This window comes from Bacillus sp. FAU20 (assembly GCF_056033865.1).
Genome location: NZ_JBVYHY010000021.1, coordinates 596,201 through 613,877, shown reverse-complemented (window position 1 = coordinate 613,877; position 17,677 = coordinate 596,201). Strand labels below are relative to the sequence as shown.

Below are 17,677 nucleotides of genomic sequence, written 5' to 3'. Positions count from 1 at the left end.
AGCATCTATGTTTCGCACAATGATGAGAGCAAAGTTACATCGTGCAACTGTAACGGAGGCAAATTTAAATTATGTAGGTAGTATTACAATTGATGAAGACTTAATGGATGCGGTAAATATTGTAGAAAACGAAAAAGTCCAAATTGTAAATAATAATAATGGTGCTCGCTTAGAGACATACGTTATTAAAGGGGAACGCGGTAGTGGTGTTGTTTGTTTAAACGGTGCTGCGGCAAGGCTTGTACAACCAGGGGACAAAGTAATTATTATTTGTTATGGGCTAGTTACGGAAGAAGAGATTCATAAACAAGAACCAAAAATTGCAGTACTAGACGATAATAATCAAATTATTGAAATGTTAGGTGCTGAAAAAGCGGGTACGATATTATAAGTAGAAAAGCTATCTCCATTGCGGAGATAGCTTTTTTGTGCATCTTTTCATTAAGATGAGATGAAACGTGGTATAGTAACATTATATAAATTATTGTTGTTTGAAAGGTAAGAAATTGAGGTGTTACATATATGAGTAAGCGTTATGTCGTTGTTGATTTAGAGACGACAGGGAACTCCTGGAAAGATGGGAAGGATAAAATTACCCAAATTGCAGCTGTTGTAGTAGAAGATGGAGAGATATTGGAGATTTTTTCGTCTTTTGTTAATCCAAAGAGAGAGATCCCACCATTTATTACAGAATTAACAGGGATTGATGAAAGTCTTGTAAAACAAGCCCCGTTATTTCAAGATGTAGCCCCGATGATTGTTGAGCTATTACAAGGTGCGGCTTTCGTTGCGCATAATGTTCACTTTGATTGGAATTTTTTAAATGAAGAATTAAGGCAAGCTGGATATACAGAAATACATTGTCCGAAAATCGACACGGTTGAATTGGCTCAAATTCTTTTGCCGACAGCCGATAGTTATAAATTACGTGATTTAGCTAAGAAGCATGAACTAGAGCACGATCAACCACATCGTGCGGATAGTGATGCTCTTGCAACAGCGGAATTATTTTTACAATTTTTAAATGAAATTGAAAAGTTACCACTTGTCACGTTGCAATCGCTTTATGAATTAAGCGATGTGTTCCAAAGTGATATAGCTGATGTGCTTTCTGAAAATATTTTAAAGAAAGTAATGCACGGTAAAGAAGATATAGCGGAGTATGAAATACATCGAAATATTGCGCTGAAAAAGCGGAACTATTCCTTAAACCTTGGAGAAACGTGTTCATCAAAGTTTGATGCTTTCTTGAATAAAACGATGGATAAATTGGAATCACATATGCCAAAGTTTGAAAGAAGAGAAAGTCAACAATTGATGATGAAAGAGATATATACGGCGTTAAGAGATTCTCGTTTTTCACTAATTGAAGCCGGTACAGGAACAGGAAAGACTCTTGCTTATTTGCTTCCTAGTCTTTATTTTGCAAAGAGAAAAGAAGAACCTGTCATTATAAGTACACAAACGGTACAACTCCAACAACAAATATTAGAAAAAGAAATTCCGTTATTACAAAAAATAATGCCATTTTCATTTGAGGTAGCTCTTCTAAAAGGAAGAAAGCATTATTTATGCTTACATAAATTTGAGTATGCTTTGCAAGAGGAAGAAAAAAATTATGATATGGCACTTACGAAGGCGAAGATTTTAGTTTGGCTATTGCAAACTGAAACAGGTGATCGAGACGAATTAAATATTCCTGAGGGTGGAAAGTTACTTTGGAATCGGATTTGTAGCGATGCGTATAGTCCAGGCGGTATGCAAAGTAATTGGTATAGTCGTTGTTTTTACCAGCGAGCGAAGAATAAAGCTTTATTTGCAGATATCGTTATTACAAATCATGCGTTATTATTTCAAGATTTTTCAAGTGAAGAACCGTTGTTTGCTTCATGCGAACATATTATTTTTGATGAAGCTCACCATATTGAAGAAGCTGCGAGTAGAACATTGGGTGAACAGTTCTCTTGTATGTATTTTCAATTGGTTATATCTCGTCTTGGGACGCTAGAAACAGAAGATGTACTCTCCAAAGTATATAAAATGATGAAAAAATCAGAGCAAGCATCTCGTTCAACTTTCCGTATGATAAGTTATAGTTTGAAGGAACTTAAGTTTGATGCGGATGAACTCTTCCAAATGTTACGTACTTTTATATTTAAACAAACAAAGCAAGAACAAGGAACGAATAATATGCCGCTCATCTATAGGTATAACCCAGAACTAGAAAAAGGTAAGTTGTGGGATAGTATTGTCGAATTAACAAATCGTTTTATATATGAATTAAGAAGGGTAGTAACTGCTCTTGAGAAGCAAGTGAATATATTGCAAAGTAAGTTAGAATGGGAGATGCATGTTGTAACAGGTGAATTTATGCATTTAATTGAGTTGCTGAGAAAGATGGCAGAATCATTACAATTACTCATATTAGAAAAGAATTCGTATGTAACTTGGATGGAGACTGAAACGAAAGGGACGATTCATTCAACAGTTCTATATGCACAGCCTGTTCATATTGGTGAAAGATTTGCGGATGAATTTTTAACAGAAAAAAAGAGTGTTATTTTTACATCTGCAACACTAACAATTAACGATACGTTTGATTATATAAAAGAGGAACTTGGTTTACATGATTTCGCTCCAAATACTTTAAAGGTTCCGTCACCATTTCGTTATGATGAACAGATGAAATTAATGGTTTCAACGGATGTACCTTTTATTAAGCAAGTAAGTAATGAACGATTTATTGAATCTGTATCGGAACATATTGCAAAGATAGCGAAAACCACAAAAGGCAGAATGCTCGTTTTATTCACTTCGTATGAAATGTTAAAAGAAGCGTATGCGAATTTAAAAAATAATGATGAATTAGAGGGTTATTTATTACTCACACAAAGTGTGAATAATAGAAGTAGAAGCCGTTTAATTCGAAAGTTTCAAGAGTTCGACAAATCAATTTTATTAGGGACGAGCAGTTTCTGGGAAGGAATAGATATTCCAGGAGATGCCTTAAGTTGTCTTGTTATAGTCCGTCTACCATTTACACCTCCTCATCAGCCGATGATGGAAGCGAAAGGTGAGTGGCTAAAAAATCAAGGTGAAGATGTATTCGCTAAATTAGCGCTCCCACAAGCAATATTACGTTTCAAACAAGGATTTGGCCGTTTAATTCGAACGAATACAGACACAGGAACGGTAGTAGTGTTAGATCGTCGTTTGACGAGTTCTTCTTATGGAAAACGATTTCTACAATCGATTCCTAACGTACCTCTTTATGAAGGACCATTAGAAGAATTATTAGTACAATTAGAAGAACCACCAAATGAATAAAAATGGAAGAAAAATACGCCTGAAGTATTTATAAACTTCGGGCGTAAAAAATGTGGGTAGGAGGAATTTTATTTTTCTTACTTCTTGTATACAAAATGTGTTGGTTTTCGACTTGAAACCTTTTTTTGCTGTACATGTCCTGCTATAATAGATGGGTGATGAAGCAGGGGTTGTAAAGAATGTACTCTTATTGTAACCGCATTGCGTTCTTCTATAATTAGAAATTTTTGTGTAACGGAGGAGTTTTTTCATGGAGAAGAAAATCGAAGTACTATCAACGACACGTATTAAATATTCGTCTGATTTGTATAAAATTGTTGATAGTTTGAATCGTACGTTAAAAGAGCAGGACCTCATGTTCGGACTAGCATTAGACGAAAAAGATAAAGAAACAGCTGTATTTACGATTTACAGAACGTAGTGATACAATGAAAAAGTGGATCTTTGCAATCATTATTGTTATCGTTGCTAGCGGAATATATGGGGCGTATGTTTATAATAAAGCGATGGGAAAGAAAATTCCCAAAGAGTCGAAATTTGTAGAAATTGCTAAAGAAAAAGCAAAGCTTACAAAGGTCAAATCTGTTGATTATTACAATGGAAAATCTGCATATATAGTCGTGCAAGGTACAGATGAAAAGGGAGAACAACTTATCGTTTGGGTGCCTGAGAAAAAAGGGGATACTGTAGTAAGGAAAAAGAGCGAAGGTATTTCTGAAAAAGAGGCTATACAAAGAACAATAGAGCAAGTCGGCAATGAAAGTAAGGAATCAAAAAGTAAGCCGAAAGAGATTATGAAAGTGAAATTAGGCTTTGAAAATGATGTACCACTATGGGAAGTTACATATATTGATGATGACAATCGTTATAGCTATTACTATCTTGAATTTAAAGATGGAAAATTTTTAAGACGATATAGCATTGAAAAATAGATGTAGGGGGAACTACAAATGAAATTAGCAAAGCGAGTAGCTGCTTTAACACCGTCTTCAACTTTAGAAATTACAGCAAAGGCACAAGCATTAAAAGCAGAGGGTCATGATGTAATTGCATTAGGGGCAGGGGAACCTGACTTTAATACACCAGAGCATATTATGGATGCTGCACATAAAGCGATGTTAGAAGGGCATACGAAGTATACACCAACAGGTGGATTACAATCGTTAAAACAAGAAATTGTGAAAAAGTTTACTCGCGATCAAGGTATTGCGTATGATCCATCTGAAATTATTGTATGTAATGGTGCAAAGCATGCATTATATACATTATTCCAAGTATTACTTGATGAGGGAGATGAAGTTATCATCCCAACTCCTTACTGGGTAAGCTATCCAGAGCAAGTGAAGCTTGCTGGCGGTAAGCCGGTTTATGTAGAAGGTTTAGAAGACAATGAGTACAAAATTACAGCAAAGCAGCTGCGTGAGGCAATTACAGAGAAAACGAAAGCGGTTATTATTAATTCACCGAGCAATCCAACAGGAATGATTTATAGCAAAGAAGAATTACAACAGCTTGGAGAAGTGTGTTTAGAACATGATATTTTAATCGTTTCTGATGAAATTTATGAAAAATTAATTTATGGTGGCGTAGAATATACTTCAATTGCCCAGCTTTCTAATGCATTAAAAGAACAAACACTTATTATTAATGGTGTATCTAAATCTCATTCTATGACAGGATGGCGTATTGGATATGCAGCAGGGAATAAGCAGCTTATTAAAGCGATGACGAACTTAGCGAGTCATAGTACGTCAAACCCTACTTCAATCGCTCAATACGGCGCAATTGCGGCATATGCAGGCTCACAAGAACCTGTAGAAACAATGCGTCAAGCCTTTGAAGAGAGATTAAACATCATTTATGATAAATTAATTCAAATCCCTGGCTTTACTTGTATTAAACCGCAAGGTGCATTTTACTTATTCCCTAACGTAAAAGAAGCTGTAGCTTTATCAGGATATGCAACAGTTGATGAGTGGGCAAAAGCTCTATTAGAAGAGGAAAAAGTGGCTCTTGTACCCGGTACAGGATTTGGGGCTCCAAATAATGTTCGTTTATCATATGCGACATCTCTTGAACAAGTAGAGAAAGCATTAGAGCGCATCCATACATTTATGAAAAGTAAAGTGCAAGCTTAATTTTATATTTCATTCATGTAATATAAAAAAACCTCCCTATTAATGGGGAGGTTTTTTTGACGAATTGTGGCAAAAAGAAATAGCTAAAGGTGTGTTATACTAGAGAGCGAGGTGTTTGGTGATGAAAAAGAAAATAATGTTACAGTGGTTTGAGCAGGGAAGCATTGCAATTCCAAAATTGCTTATGATGCATTATAAAAAATTAGGTTTAAATGAGACGGAATTTATGGTGGTACTTCATGTACACACATTTTTAGAATCAGGTAATTCGTTTCCGACTCCTTCAGAGATTTCTGAACGGATGACGATAACGGAAATGAAATGTATGGAAGTAATTCAAGTATTGATTCAAAAAGGGTTTTTATCACTAGAAGGTGGACAAAGATCAGAAGCGATGATGTGCGAAAGTTATTCTTTACAACCGTTATGGGAAAAAATATTACATTTCTTAATGGATGAATCAATAGAGGAAGAGCAAAAAGAAAAAAAACAGCTGCAAGTAAATTTATATACAGTATTTGAAAAAGAATTTGGAAGACCACTTTCGCCGTTCGAATGTGAAACGTTAGGAATGTGGGAGGACCAAGATCAACATCATCCAAATTTAATTCAAGCGGCTCTTAGAGAAGCTGTAATGAGTGGAAAACTAAATTTCCGATATATTGATCGTATTTTATTTGAGTGGAAAAAGAATGGAATTAAAACGGTAGATCAGGCTCAAAATCAAGGTCAAAAATTTAGAGCGAATCAACAAAGAACACAACAAATGACAAAACAAGAGACGAAATTTACTGGAAAAGTGCCTTTTTATAATTGGTTGGAGCAGTAATATAGGAGGAAAAATATGCTTAACAAAACGCAAATCCGTTATTGTTTAGACACAATGGCGGATATGTATCCAGAAGCACATTGTGAATTGGTTCATGATAATCCATTTGAACTTGTAATCGCGGTGGCGTTATCTGCACAATGTACGGATGTACTTGTAAATAAAGTGACAAGAAATTTATTTCAAAAATATAAAACACCAGAAGATTATTTAAGTGTTTCTCTAGAAGAATTACAACAAGATATACGCTCTATCGGATTGTATAGAAATAAAGCAAAAAACATTCAAAAATTATGCCGAATGTTATTAGATGACTATAATGGAGAAGTACCGAGCGATCGAGATGAACTTACGAAATTACCAGGTGTAGGAAGGAAAACAGCGAATGTTGTAGTTTCCGTAGCGTTTGGAATTCCGGCAATTGCTGTTGATACACATGTGGAGCGAGTGAGTAAACGATTAGCTATGTGTAGATGGAAAGACTCTGTGTTAGAAGTAGAAAAAACATTAATGAAAAAAGTACCGATGGATGAGTGGGGAGTTACACATCATCGTATGATTTTCTTTGGACGTTATCACTGTAAAGCACAACGACCGCAATGTGAGGAGTGCAGACTGTTAGAAGTATGTCGTGAAGGAAAGAAGCGAATGAAGGTGAAATAAAGGATGGAGCGAGTTATAGAAATACCGAAAGAATTTCACTGTTTACCATTTTTTGAAGAAAGTGTAAATTTAATTAAGTATCATACAGACAATTCTTTTGAAGAGATAATACAAAATACTTACTTTATATTTGATATTGAAAGACAGTATGAGCCATGGAAGGAAATTGAAAACAGTATTCCAGCGATGTTGAATGTATGGAAAAATAAGCATGAAGACATTGCTATACTGTTTCGAAATAGAAATAAGCAAGAGGCTGAGGGACCAATGATTCTTTTTGCAGCTCACTTGTTATCGGTTGTCTATTGGCTAAATGAACAACCTGTTCATAGTTTGAATGAAATGCAAATAAATACGAATAAATTAAAAGTACAACCTGTTAATTTTATGGAAAGATATTCATTCATTATAAAGAAACCGAGTAATTATCATTCTTATATTCAATTAGCGCAGTTGTATATCGAAATAGAAAAGCTGTATGTAAAGAAAATGATAACAAAAAAGAAGTCCGCTTCTCGTTAAGAGAAACGGACTTCTTTTTTTGTATATTAGGACTCTGTTGTAACAACAGCACCGTCTGCGTGAGGTGTATCTCCTCCGGTATTTTGGTGTTGCTGTTCTTGTTGTTTCTTAGCTTCTTCTTCAGCTTTTTTCTTGGCCTCTTCTTCAGCTTTCTTCTTAGCTTCTTCTTCAGCTTGTTTCTTAGCTTCTTCTTCAGCTTTCCTTCTAGCTTCCTCATCAGCTTTCTTCTGAGCTTCTTCTTGCTGTTTACGTTGTTGTTCTTGTTGCTGTTCTTGTTGTTTTTTAGCCTCTTCTTCAGCCTTTTTCTTAGCTTCGTCTTGTTTTACTTTATCTTCATTAGCCTTTTTCTGGGCTTCTTCATCAGCTTTTTTCTTAGCTTCTTCATCGGCCTTTTTCTTAGCCTCTTCTTCAGCTTTTTTCGCATCTGGAGTTCCGCCAGGCGCAGTGAAGGATGCACCAACTGCTGGGCTTGTGCCAGTGCCTTTTTTCGCTACTACAGAGAAGCTATAAGTAACACCTGGTTTAATACCACCAAGAGTAGCTGTCGTACCACTTACTGATAGGCTGCCACTTGAACCGTCAGTTGCTTTATAGCTGGCTGCATATGCATCAACTTCTGCTGGTCCAGACCAGTTTAGTGTAACTGTGCTAGCGCCATCAAAAGTGACATTCAGACCACTAGGGGCATCTACTTTAATTTGTTTAATTGCATCTTTTTTCGCACCTTTTACATATAATTCTCCGTTTATTTCTTGAACAGAAGAAGGACGTTCAAAGCGTGATTTATCTGTAGCGAATTTGCTCATCATTACTTGGAACATTTGCTGTGCAATTTTAGTATAACGATCACTAATGTAGTTTTCTGGACCGTTCTTTACGTAACCCGTCCATACAGCCATCGTATATTGTGGTGTATATCCAGCGAACCAGCTATCTCTGTTTGCATCAGCTGGAATGCCGTATTTCTTTAAATCTTTTGCATCAAAGTTTTGCGTTCCAGTTTTACCCGCTACGTCAACACCTGAAACATATGCTGTTGGTCCTGTACCACCAGAACCAGGTTTTACTACGTCACGAAGAACGTCAGTTACCATGTAAGCTGTATAGTCTTGCATAGCACGTTGTTCTTTCGGTTTAAAGCTTTTCTTTTTCCCGTCCGGGAAGGTTACTTCTTTTACGAAGTGTGGTTTATTGTAGTTACCACTATTACCAAAGGTTGCATATGCACCTGCTACTGCTAAGGGAGAACTATCGTTACTACCAATTGCAGTAGATTCATGTACTCCATTTTCAAATGTCATGCCTAAACCTTCAGCAAACTCTTTTGATTTATTAAGTCCAACTGTTTGAGCTGTCTTTAAAGCCGGGATGTTTAATGACTTCTTCAATGCTTCACGAAGTGAAACGTCACCTTTAAAACTCCCTGTAGCATTTTTAATCTTTGTGCCATCAGAATAAGTATATTCAGAGTCATTTAATTGATGATAAGTAGACCACTGAAGATTCTCAATCGCTGGACCGTAGTCGAAAATTGGTTTCATTGTTGAACCAACTTGGCGTTTTAAATCAGTTGCCATATTATGACCTTTGAAAGTGGACTTATTTTCTTTACGTCCAGCACCAATTGCTCGAACTTCTCCAGATTGTGTATCCATAAATACGAATGATCCTTGGAATTGATCGTTTGGATACTTAATAAGATTGCCATCCATAATTTTTTCAGCATAATCTTGAGCATCTTGATCAAGTGTTGTATGAATCGTTAAACCATCTGAACCGATATTTACATCAGGATATTCTTTTTCAACTTCTTTTACAACTGCATCTAAAAATGCTTGATACTTCATCTCAGTTATTTCTGAAGACGGTTGAAGGCCCTCTGTTACTGGGATTTTAACTGCATTATTCATTTCTTCTTTTGTTATATAACCATGTCGATTCATTAATGACAATACGACATTACGACGATTTGTTGCTCGTTCAACATTTTCCTTTTTGGTTGGATCATAAATGTTTGGACCTTGGGGTAAACCAGCGAGCATAGCAGCTTCATGTAATTGCAAGTCTTTTAAATCTTTACCATAATATTTTTGCGCTGCTGTCGCAATACCGTATGAACGGTTACCTAAATTAATCTTATTTAAGTACATTTCTAAAATCTCATGTTTAGAGTATTGTTGCTCTAATTTGTAAGATAAGTACCATTCTTGTACTTTTCTCTTAGCGGTTTTATCCATCGTTAGAAAGTAGTTTTTAACGACTTGCTGTGTAATCGTACTACCACCTTGGGAACCGAAACCACCAGTGACATTTTCCATAACTGCTTTTGTAGTTCGTTTAAAATCAATTCCATTATGATCATAGAAACGCGAATCCTCAGTTGCAAGGAATGCATTTTCAACTACTTTTGGAATTTGATCATAAGTAACATGTGTTCGTTTTTCAGCACCGTATTCATAGAAGAAATTTCCGTTTTTATCAAGAAACTTTGTTGATAAAGGATTAACAAGTTTGGATTTGTCTAATTTTGGAGCGTCCTTTACCATAACAAAGAAAGCGGAAACGCCGGCTACAAGACCAACGATACCAAGAAGTAGACAACCTATAAGGAATTTCTTGAAAAAGGAGCCTTTTTTCTTTGGTTTTTCTTCTTTATGTGTTTTTTTCTCTTGATTTTTCACATGATTTCGTTCTGTACGAGAACGATAATTATCTGACATTATACTTTCTCCTACCTTTCATTCTCTCCCCCAAAAGTCGAAAAAAGAGCCTTAGTGATGACTCTATCACGAAAAATAAACCATGTCTAGTACACGGATATAGTCAATCCGAGGGTGATAACCGCATGATAATAAGGATCCATGCTCTTCTATTTCTTCTTTCGTAATCGACTTGCGTCCACCAGTATTTTGACGATTCCAAAATGCAATAATATGTTTTGCATCTAGTAAATAAAATTCATCAAAAAGTGTAAATTTAATAATAACAAATGCAATTCCATTATGAGCAACCACTTGCTTCATATGTTCAATTTGATGAAGGTGGAAGTTTTGAAGTGGGAAACTAGTTTTATTTTTTGTTTCCTTTGCTTCAAAATCGATGTATTTCCCTTTGTATACACCGTTGTAATCTGTTGTAGAAGGTTGTTTAAAATACGCTTCTTTTACCACTGCAGCACTTCGAGCGGGGTAATCTACTTTTACAATTTGAAGAGGTGTAGGCTTTTTATGTACACATGCAATATTATGGGTTAAGTAATATTGATTTGTTTCATTCAATTCCTCTTCAAGGGACATACCTCTATTACTATAAGTATGTGTTTTTATAGGTGTTTTTTGAGGTTGTGAAGCTTGATTATACCTTTTTCCATTTGGGTAACGAATGGTCATAGTGTGTCCACTCCCAACTTGCTAAGAATTACTTACAAAGGTGATTATATCAAAAAATGAAAAAAGATGTGACCTTTTTGATGAAAGGTATGATGACTTATTTATGTTTACATGGAATGATTATATGAAAATTAAACAAAATCGAGAAAAAAAGTTTTGTACAGAGGAAGAAAGAGCAATCATTCGCAATATTAAAAAGAAAACAGAAATAGCTAATGTGGACAATATTTCTCGAACACAATCTTATCAAGAATATTATTTAAGAAATAGTGAAATCAGGTGGGCCTTTTTAGCGAGTATGGTTTCGAGAAATGCGGGCTGGAATATGACTGATTTAGAAGGGAGATATTATGCTACTGTTTTACCTAAAACGGTAAAAAAACATTTATTTATTCTGTACGAACAGGCTAATTGGATTATTTTTTTAGATGCATTTCCACAGCTATTATTGTATGAGGAAAGTAAGAAGAGACGTGCACCTCTCTTTCATTTGTTGCAATATTTCAGCGTATCAATTTTTATGGAAAAAGAATGGCTATTTTTCTGGGAAAGAAGAGATATAAATAGGCTTATGACAGCGCTTATTATAAATGAACAAAATAAAATTCAAAAACCAGTCATTGAGAACACATATTTTAAAAAACATGTATTCCATACTGCACTTTTTAAAGTACAAGAAAGATTTCATATTAGTGCAGTTATCTTCCCAACAATTGAAGGGAGAATGTATGGATTTTCGGTTTATCAATTTGAAACGTTACAACAGCGTATAGAACTAGGAAAAAAATTAGCATGGTTATTGTTTCATCCAATTTATAATGGTTCGTTTTATAAGTTTGCATTGCAAACTACACATACTGGGTCTAGAGAAGATTATGAAGTTTACGCAAAGGAAACTCGAAAGTCTTATACGCCAACACTTAGAGATATTTATCCTGTTATTTTACATGAAGAAATAAAAATGAGAGATTGGTTTTGTGCAAATATGAAAATGAATGTGCTATTTGTACTTGAAGAACCTAAAGGGGAAGTTAATATAACAGAATGGTATAGAAGAAAGAGAGAACAAATCTATAGGCTATCTATCGTAAATCGTTTTGCTAAAAGGATGGATGAGTTCATGATATAATAAAAAAGAAGTCCCGTCTTCCATTTTGAAGACGGGACTTCTTAATTTGAAACAATCCTGCTATGTGTGCTACAACTTTAATCTCAAAACGTAATGCTAGTAGGAGATTAAGGGTGACTTGAAATTTAACTGTTCGTAATAAAGTCTCGCTTTATGTAGCAGGGAAGTTTGGACCATCTAGCTTTGGATTGCCAGTCTCGGGTTTATTTTGTTGTTTGTTTTGGTTTTTCTTTTTTTCATTTTTGTTCTTTGCCATTGTAATACACCTCCTTTTTGTATTGTTACCATTTCTATAAATGACATACGAAATGATTTCTTTGACGAATAACAACTAGTTTTGTCATGTGGGGAGGAGTGGTGAATCATTCGGCGAAAATACATGACAAAGGAAAAGCAAAGAAGGAGGCGTTTTGTATATGGCGATGGTTCAAAAGGAAGATGTAATGAAAAAAATGGATCAAATGTTAAGTTCTCTCGATTTGCTGGAAATGAATATAGGGATTAGAATGAATCATGCATTAAAGGATGCGAGTGAAAAAATATGCAATAAGATAGAAATAACAGAAATGCATATTGAACATATGGAAAATAAATTAGTGCATCACGAAGAGAAAGGGAATTGGGTAAAGACATTTCAAAACGTCGTAGTGAGTGCATAATAAGGTGGGAAAGTAATGAAGAATGAAGCGTTAATACAGTCTTCAGAAAAACTCATGCAGTATAATAATGAAGCGAATGTAAAAAAGAGAGAACTAACCGAATACGACTTTTATAAGGATATGAAACCGTTTGTAGATATGGTAGATGAGGAATTAAAGAAGTGGAAAGAATTAGCTTATACGTGGATTAAAGAAGAAAAGCCAAAATATATACATGTACAGCAAATTGATCAAGTATACGATAATTTACAAACGAATGTGTTACAATGCTTTGTAAATAAAGGTAAAGGTAAACGATTCTTTGAAACACACCAAGCCATTTCGTATACTTTGCAAAATATAGTTGAGCAATGTAAATAACAAGAGGGAGAGCCCTCTTGTTATTTTTATGCTTCTGTCATTGTTGTGGGTTTTGTTGCGCCGTTTATTTCTAATTCTTTTATTAATGTTCGATAATCTGATATGCATATTTTTCCTTCGAGATACCAATGTCTCGCAAAGTCTAATAATTCATTTACATTCTCTGTGCAATACCCCTTTTTTTGAGAAAACGCTTGTTTTAAATCCCCTAATACCATGTTGATTCCTCCCCCATGAGAATCTTCTTCTTCATTATCATAGCATGGAAGGGTTTTCTTTTTTAATTTTTTAAAAATTTAAACTTCCGACAAAAATAGACAGATACTCCATCACACATATTATTTTATAGGTACATATTATATATGTAGAAACTTATGTGAAGGAGGAGAGAATGCATGTTTCAACAACCTAACGTATATCAGCAAACGAATCCATATGTACAGCAAAATATGTACCAATATAATACGGATACATATTTACGGTATAATATGTATCCTTTCGAGCCTTATTATGGAAATCAAAATTATTATCAACCGTTTGAAGTGTCCTTTATGAATCAAGCTCAACAACCACAACAGCAGCAACCTTATGTGAATCAAGCTCAACAACCACAAGCTCAGCAACCATACATGAATCAACAACAGCAGCAGCCTTATATGAATTCGCAATATTATATGCCACCACCACCATCGCCGTATGCTAATCAACAAGCGATGTTTTATCCACCAAAACAACCGTATCCGACGCAGGGTAAGCAAAAGCAACAACAGCCAAGTCAGTTTTCTAGTTTTGTTTCTCAATTTAAAACATCAGATGGTAACTATGATGTAAATAAAATGATGAATACAGCTGGACAAATGATGAATGCGATGAATCAAGTGACAGGTATTGTAAAGCAAGTTGGAGGCTTTTTTGGTAAGTAATGTTGAAGGATTGTCTATAAAAACAATGTAGATGAAATAAAGGACTAGACAAATTTCCTTGTAATAAATGGGTATATATAACAAACGGCTTTCTCTCTTTTCTCATACTGTAAAGTGTAATCAGATTTTTTTTAACGAGAGAGGAGAGAAAAAACTATGCATCATTGTCATCCTTGCTTTGGAGGGCATAAGCCTACAGGACCTATTTGTACGACTGCTCCTGTCATTCATCCGACGAAACAATGCGTAACACACTCTTTTTCAACAACGGTGGTGCCACACATTTTCCCAACACATACAACACATGTACATCATCAACAAATTAAAAACCAAAACTTCTTCCCACAAACAAATTCAAATGTAAATGTTGTGGACCCAATCGACCCAGGATTCGGCGGCGGATGTGGACCGTGTGGTCATGGTCATCATCATCATCACCACGGTCATCAAATATCTCCATTTGGGCCGGGACCGAATGTATCACCGTTTGGACCAGGACCAAATGTATCACCGTTTTTACCAAACAATGTATCACCAGTAGGTCCAAATATCGGACCAAACGTTGGTGGAATATTTAAAAAGTAAATGATATGTTAGAACTAGCGAAATGCTAGTTCTTTTTTTGTAATTGGAGTGTTGATATGAAAGTTATTTCAGTAACAGGATATAAGCCATTTGAACTTGGAATATTTAAAAATGATCATCCAGGAGTGGAGTGTATAAAGAAAGCATTACACCGTAAATTACTCACTTTTGTAGAAGATGGTTTAGAGTGGGTTATAATAAGCGGCCAATTAGGTGTAGAATTATGGGCTGCTGAAGTTGTTTTTGAAATGCAAGTAGAATATCCAGATTTAAAATTAGGGGTATTCACTCCGTTTTTAGAACAAGAAGAAAATTGGAAAGAAGATAATCGTGAATATTACGAATTTATTCTTTCTCAAGCAGACCATGTTGATAGTATCACGAAACGGAAGTATGAAAGCCCAGAGCAATTTAAATTAAAAAATCAATTTTTTATTGAAAAAAGTGATGCGCTTTTAGCGGTATACGATGAAGAAAAACCAGGAACTCCCAAATATATTGTAGAATCAGCAAAGAAAAAAGGGGAAATAGAAAATTATCACAGTTATTTCATTCTTTTTTCTGATTTACAAGATATAATAGAAGAGGAACAGTGGAATAATGCAGAGTAATATGTAATATAGTACTCGTATATATGATTGACAAAAAGCATTGTTTCTGAAAAAATTTAGTTAATGAAAGTTTTGGTAAAAATTTGAGGTGAAGAAAATGATTTCGGATAAAATTAAATTAACAGCGAAAGATATTTTAGAAAAAGAATTTAAAACAGGTATGAGAGGTTATCAGCAAGAAGAAGTAGACAAGTTTCTTGATATGATCATTAAAGACTATGAAGCTTTCCACAAAGAGTTTGAGCAATTAAAGCAACAAAATGCTCGTTTAAAGCGTGAATTAGAGGAACAAAAACTAGCTGTAACGCAAGTTCCACAACAACCTGTACAAACACCAGTTGCACAACCAGTTTATAACAACACGAATACGGATATTTTAAAACGCTTATCTAACTTAGAAAAAGCTGTATTTGGAAGTAAGTTATACGAATGATGTAAGGTGGGAAAAGGTTTAAGCATTTTACATAGAAAAAAACGTTGCAAAATCTTTTTGTTTCCACTATACTAATGGATGTCATAACGTTTGGGTAATCGCTGCAACGCCAACGTTGTAGAGGAAAGTCCATGCTCGCACGGCCTGAGATGGCTGTAGTGTTCGTGCCTAGCCAATTCATAAGCTAGGGTATTCTGGCTGTAAGGCTGGTTTAACGGCAGGGAAAAAACCTAAGTCCTTTCGGATATGGTTTGACTACCTTTAAAGTGCCACAGTGACGAAGTCCTTGAAGAAATGATAGGAGTGGAACGAGGTAAACCCCACGAGCGAGAAACCCAAATAATGGTAGGGGAATCTTTTCCAAGGAAATGAACGATGGGAAAGGACAGGTTTTATAACCTGTAGATAGATGATTGCCACCGGAGTACGAGGCGTGGGCCGTTTGTAGTACAAAGGAACAGAACATGGCTTACAGAACGTTATGAACCAACTATGAAATAACTCAGCTCTCCTTTGTTAGAGGAGGGCTTTTTATTTGTATGAAGTTATAAAGTATGAGTTAAAATGGTTAATGAGAAAATTTTTCGTAAAATGTAATGATTAATAGGACCAATTGCTATTAATTATTGTTTGAATATACATAAGAGGTGAATGCAAATGGGAAAAGTTACTTTAATTGCAACAGCGGCAATGGGTATTGAAGCGTTAGTTGCCCGAGAAGTTCGCGATCTTGGTTATGAATGTCAAGTAGAAAACAGCAAAGTAACATTTGAAGCAGATGAAAAGGCGATTTGTCGCACGAATTTATGGTTACGTACTGCGGACCGTGTAAAAATTAAAGTTGGCGAATTTAAAGCAACAACATTTGATGAGCTATTTGAAAAAACGAAAGCATTAAACTGGGGAGATTATATTCCAGAGAATGGCGAATTCCCTGTTATCGGTAAATCTTTAAAATCTGAATTATTCAGTGTTTCGGATTGCCAACGTATCGTTAAAAAAGCTGTCGTTGAAAAATTAAAAACAACATATAAACGTACAACTTGGTTTGAAGAAGATGGTCCATTATTCCGTATCGAGATTGCAATGCTCAAGGATATTGCAACATTAACAATTGATGCGAGTGGTGTTGGACTTCATAAACGTGGATACCGTATGGATCAAGGGGAAGCTCCGTTAAAAGAAACATTAGCTGCGTCTTTAATTAAATTAACAAACTGGAAGCCAGATCGTCCATTTGTTGATCCATTCTGTGGATCAGGTACAATTCCGATTGAAGCAGCATTAATTGGACAAAACATTGCGCCAGGATTTAACCGTGGTTTCGCATCTGACGAGTGGGGCTGGGTAGGTAAACAAAACTGGCGTGAAGCTCGTCAAGAAGCTGAAGATTTAGCGAACTATGATCAACGATTACAAATCATTGGATCAGATATTGATCATCGTATGATTCGAGTTGCTCAAGATAACGCAGAAGAAGTAGGCTTAGGCGATTTAATTACATTTAAACAAATGCAAGTAAAAGATTTCACAACAAAAGAGGATTATGGCTACGTTGTAACGAATCCTCCATACGGAGAACGTTTAAGTGAAAAAGCACTTGTTGAACAATTGTACAAAGAAATGGGACAAGTATTCCGTCCGTTAGATACATGGTCAGCATATGTATTAACAAGTTACGAAGCATTTGAGAAGTGTTACGGAAAAGATGCATCGAAGAAACGTAAACTATTTAACGGATTTATCCGTACAGATTACTACCAATACTTCGGAAAACGTCCACCGCGTAATTCATAGTATAAAACTCCTCTAGCACGCATATACTGGCTATTATGTAATGCGTAAAGGAGGAACTAATATGGATAGTTTCCAATTATCAATGATTCAAAAAGCTATTCACCGTACGTATGATGAGCTCGGAAAAGAAGTGGATAGCCAAGGTGTGATTGTAGATGAAATACAAAAAGCACAAGAAGAATATTTGTCAGCTCTTTCACATGAAACAGCGATTGATAAACGGTATTTAAAGTCATTAATATAGAAGAAAATTTTCCTTTTTCGAAAGGAAAATTTTTTTTCGTGCATTTCTATGTATTGTAACAGGGGAAA

21 protein-coding genes and 1 other RNA gene are annotated in these 17,677 nt (G+C 35.3%); 18 read left to right on the top strand and 4 right to left on the bottom strand.

The window, feature by feature from the left end; translation table 11 throughout:
- Positions 1-7: 7 nt before the first annotated feature.
- The 8 genes from panD (at position 8) to AC0OM3_RS16855 (ending at position 7,479) form a co-directional block, all read left to right on the top strand.
- Complete coding sequence (panD, locus tag AC0OM3_RS16890; protein ID WP_000490182.1) at positions 8-391, top strand: aspartate 1-decarboxylase; 384 nt, start codon at positions 8-10, stop codon at positions 389-391.
- A 131-nt stretch (positions 392-522) separates the two neighbouring features.
- The gene (gene dinG / locus AC0OM3_RS16885) at positions 523-3,327 is read left to right on the top strand and encodes an ATP-dependent DNA helicase DinG (RefSeq protein WP_474212462.1); all 2,805 of its coding nucleotides are present in this window, start codon (positions 523-525) and stop codon (positions 3,325-3,327) included.
- Between the two features lie 250 nt (positions 3,328-3,577).
- Positions 3,578-3,748: a YpmA family protein gene (locus AC0OM3_RS16880; RefSeq protein WP_000412179.1), complete on the top strand. Its 171-nt coding sequence runs from the start codon at positions 3,578-3,580 to the stop codon at positions 3,746-3,748.
- A 7-nt stretch (positions 3,749-3,755) separates the two neighbouring features.
- On the top strand, positions 3,756-4,259 hold the full coding sequence (locus AC0OM3_RS16875) for a cell wall elongation regulator TseB-like domain-containing protein (RefSeq protein WP_000758739.1): 504 nt from the start codon (positions 3,756-3,758) through the stop codon (positions 4,257-4,259).
- Between the two features lie 18 nt (positions 4,260-4,277).
- Positions 4,278-5,465: an aspartate transaminase AspB gene (aspB, locus tag AC0OM3_RS16870; RefSeq protein WP_000761561.1), complete on the top strand. Its 1,188-nt coding sequence runs from the start codon at positions 4,278-4,280 to the stop codon at positions 5,463-5,465.
- 121 nt (positions 5,466-5,586) lie between these two features.
- Positions 5,587-6,294 carry a DNA replication protein DnaD gene (gene dnaD / locus AC0OM3_RS16865; protein WP_000727172.1) on the top strand — a complete coding sequence of 236 codons (708 nt, stop codon included), beginning with the start codon at positions 5,587-5,589 and terminating at the stop codon, positions 6,292-6,294.
- 15 nt (positions 6,295-6,309) lie between these two features.
- On the top strand, positions 6,310-6,957 hold the full coding sequence (gene nth / locus AC0OM3_RS16860) for an endonuclease III (RefSeq protein WP_000933037.1): 648 nt from the start codon (positions 6,310-6,312) through the stop codon (positions 6,955-6,957).
- Positions 6,958-6,960: 3 nt separating this feature from the next.
- Complete coding sequence (locus AC0OM3_RS16855) at positions 6,961-7,479, top strand: YpoC family protein (protein ID WP_000442648.1); 519 nt, start codon at positions 6,961-6,963, stop codon at positions 7,477-7,479.
- Positions 7,480-7,505: 26 nt separating this feature from the next.
- On the opposite strand, the gene AC0OM3_RS16850 is transcribed toward AC0OM3_RS16855, so the two are convergent.
- Both AC0OM3_RS16850 and recU read right to left on the bottom strand, forming a co-directional pair.
- A complete protein-coding gene (locus AC0OM3_RS16850) occupies positions 7,506-10,199 on the bottom strand; it encodes a PBP1A family penicillin-binding protein (protein ID WP_046945512.1) in 2,694 nt (897 codons plus the stop codon).
- Positions 10,200-10,265: 66 nt separating this feature from the next.
- Entirely contained in the window at positions 10,266-10,868 is a 603-nt protein-coding gene (gene recU / locus AC0OM3_RS16845; protein ID WP_000155598.1) for a Holliday junction resolvase RecU, read from the bottom strand.
- A 103-nt stretch (positions 10,869-10,971) separates the two neighbouring features.
- Here recU and AC0OM3_RS16840 point away from each other — a divergent pair, with 103 nt between their 5' ends.
- Positions 10,972-11,997 (top strand): DUF2515 domain-containing protein, encoded by a 1,026-nt coding sequence (locus tag AC0OM3_RS16840; RefSeq protein WP_000495647.1) that lies wholly within the window; start codon positions 10,972-10,974, stop codon positions 11,995-11,997.
- Positions 11,998-12,148: 151 nt separating this feature from the next.
- Here AC0OM3_RS16840 and AC0OM3_RS16835 read toward each other — a convergent pair whose 3' ends face one another.
- Positions 12,149-12,328 carry a hypothetical protein gene (locus tag AC0OM3_RS16835; RefSeq protein WP_001987054.1) on the bottom strand — a complete coding sequence of 60 codons (180 nt, stop codon included), beginning with the start codon at positions 12,326-12,328 and terminating at the stop codon, positions 12,149-12,151.
- Positions 12,329-12,413: 85 nt separating this feature from the next.
- Between AC0OM3_RS16835 and AC0OM3_RS16830 the strand changes: the two genes are divergently transcribed.
- Both AC0OM3_RS16830 and AC0OM3_RS16825 read left to right on the top strand, forming a co-directional pair.
- Positions 12,414-12,656, top strand: a complete 243-nt coding sequence (locus AC0OM3_RS16830; protein WP_001252036.1) for a hypothetical protein — start codon at positions 12,414-12,416, stop codon at positions 12,654-12,656.
- Positions 12,657-12,671: 15 nt separating this feature from the next.
- Positions 12,672-13,016 carry a YppE family protein gene (locus AC0OM3_RS16825; RefSeq protein WP_000786940.1) on the top strand — a complete coding sequence of 115 codons (345 nt, stop codon included), beginning with the start codon at positions 12,672-12,674 and terminating at the stop codon, positions 13,014-13,016.
- 26 nt (positions 13,017-13,042) lie between these two features.
- Here AC0OM3_RS16825 and AC0OM3_RS16820 read toward each other — a convergent pair whose 3' ends face one another.
- A complete protein-coding gene (locus AC0OM3_RS16820; protein ID WP_000242653.1) occupies positions 13,043-13,234 on the bottom strand; it encodes a YppF family protein in 192 nt (63 codons plus the stop codon).
- A 177-nt stretch (positions 13,235-13,411) separates the two neighbouring features.
- On the opposite strand from AC0OM3_RS16820, the gene AC0OM3_RS16815 reads away from it, so the two are divergent.
- The 7 genes from AC0OM3_RS16815 (at position 13,412) to AC0OM3_RS16785 (ending at position 17,609) form a co-directional block, all read left to right on the top strand.
- The gene (locus AC0OM3_RS16815) at positions 13,412-13,939 is read left to right on the top strand and encodes a YppG family protein (protein WP_000487630.1); all 528 of its coding nucleotides are present in this window, start codon (positions 13,412-13,414) and stop codon (positions 13,937-13,939) included.
- Between the two features lie 156 nt (positions 13,940-14,095).
- Positions 14,096-14,524 (top strand): CotD family spore coat protein, encoded by a 429-nt coding sequence (locus AC0OM3_RS16810; protein WP_000546270.1) that lies wholly within the window; start codon positions 14,096-14,098, stop codon positions 14,522-14,524.
- A gap of 56 nt (positions 14,525-14,580) precedes the next feature.
- On the top strand, positions 14,581-15,135 hold the full coding sequence (locus AC0OM3_RS16805) for an SLOG family protein (RefSeq protein WP_000864833.1): 555 nt from the start codon (positions 14,581-14,583) through the stop codon (positions 15,133-15,135).
- A gap of 97 nt (positions 15,136-15,232) precedes the next feature.
- Positions 15,233-15,568, top strand: coding sequence for a cell division regulator GpsB (gene gpsB, locus AC0OM3_RS16800; protein ID WP_000622431.1), 336 nt, complete (start codon positions 15,233-15,235; stop codon positions 15,566-15,568).
- An 86-nt stretch (positions 15,569-15,654) separates the two neighbouring features.
- Positions 15,655-16,045: RNase P RNA component class B (rnpB, locus tag AC0OM3_RS16795), an RNA gene on the top strand.
- A gap of 180 nt (positions 16,046-16,225) precedes the next feature.
- Positions 16,226-17,365 (top strand): THUMP domain-containing class I SAM-dependent RNA methyltransferase, encoded by a 1,140-nt coding sequence (locus AC0OM3_RS16790; RefSeq protein ID WP_000521224.1) that lies wholly within the window; start codon positions 16,226-16,228, stop codon positions 17,363-17,365.
- Positions 17,366-17,426: 61 nt separating this feature from the next.
- The gene (locus AC0OM3_RS16785) at positions 17,427-17,609 is read left to right on the top strand and encodes a DUF3921 domain-containing protein (RefSeq protein WP_000376898.1); all 183 of its coding nucleotides are present in this window, start codon (positions 17,427-17,429) and stop codon (positions 17,607-17,609) included.
- Positions 17,610-17,677: the final 68 nt, after the last annotated feature.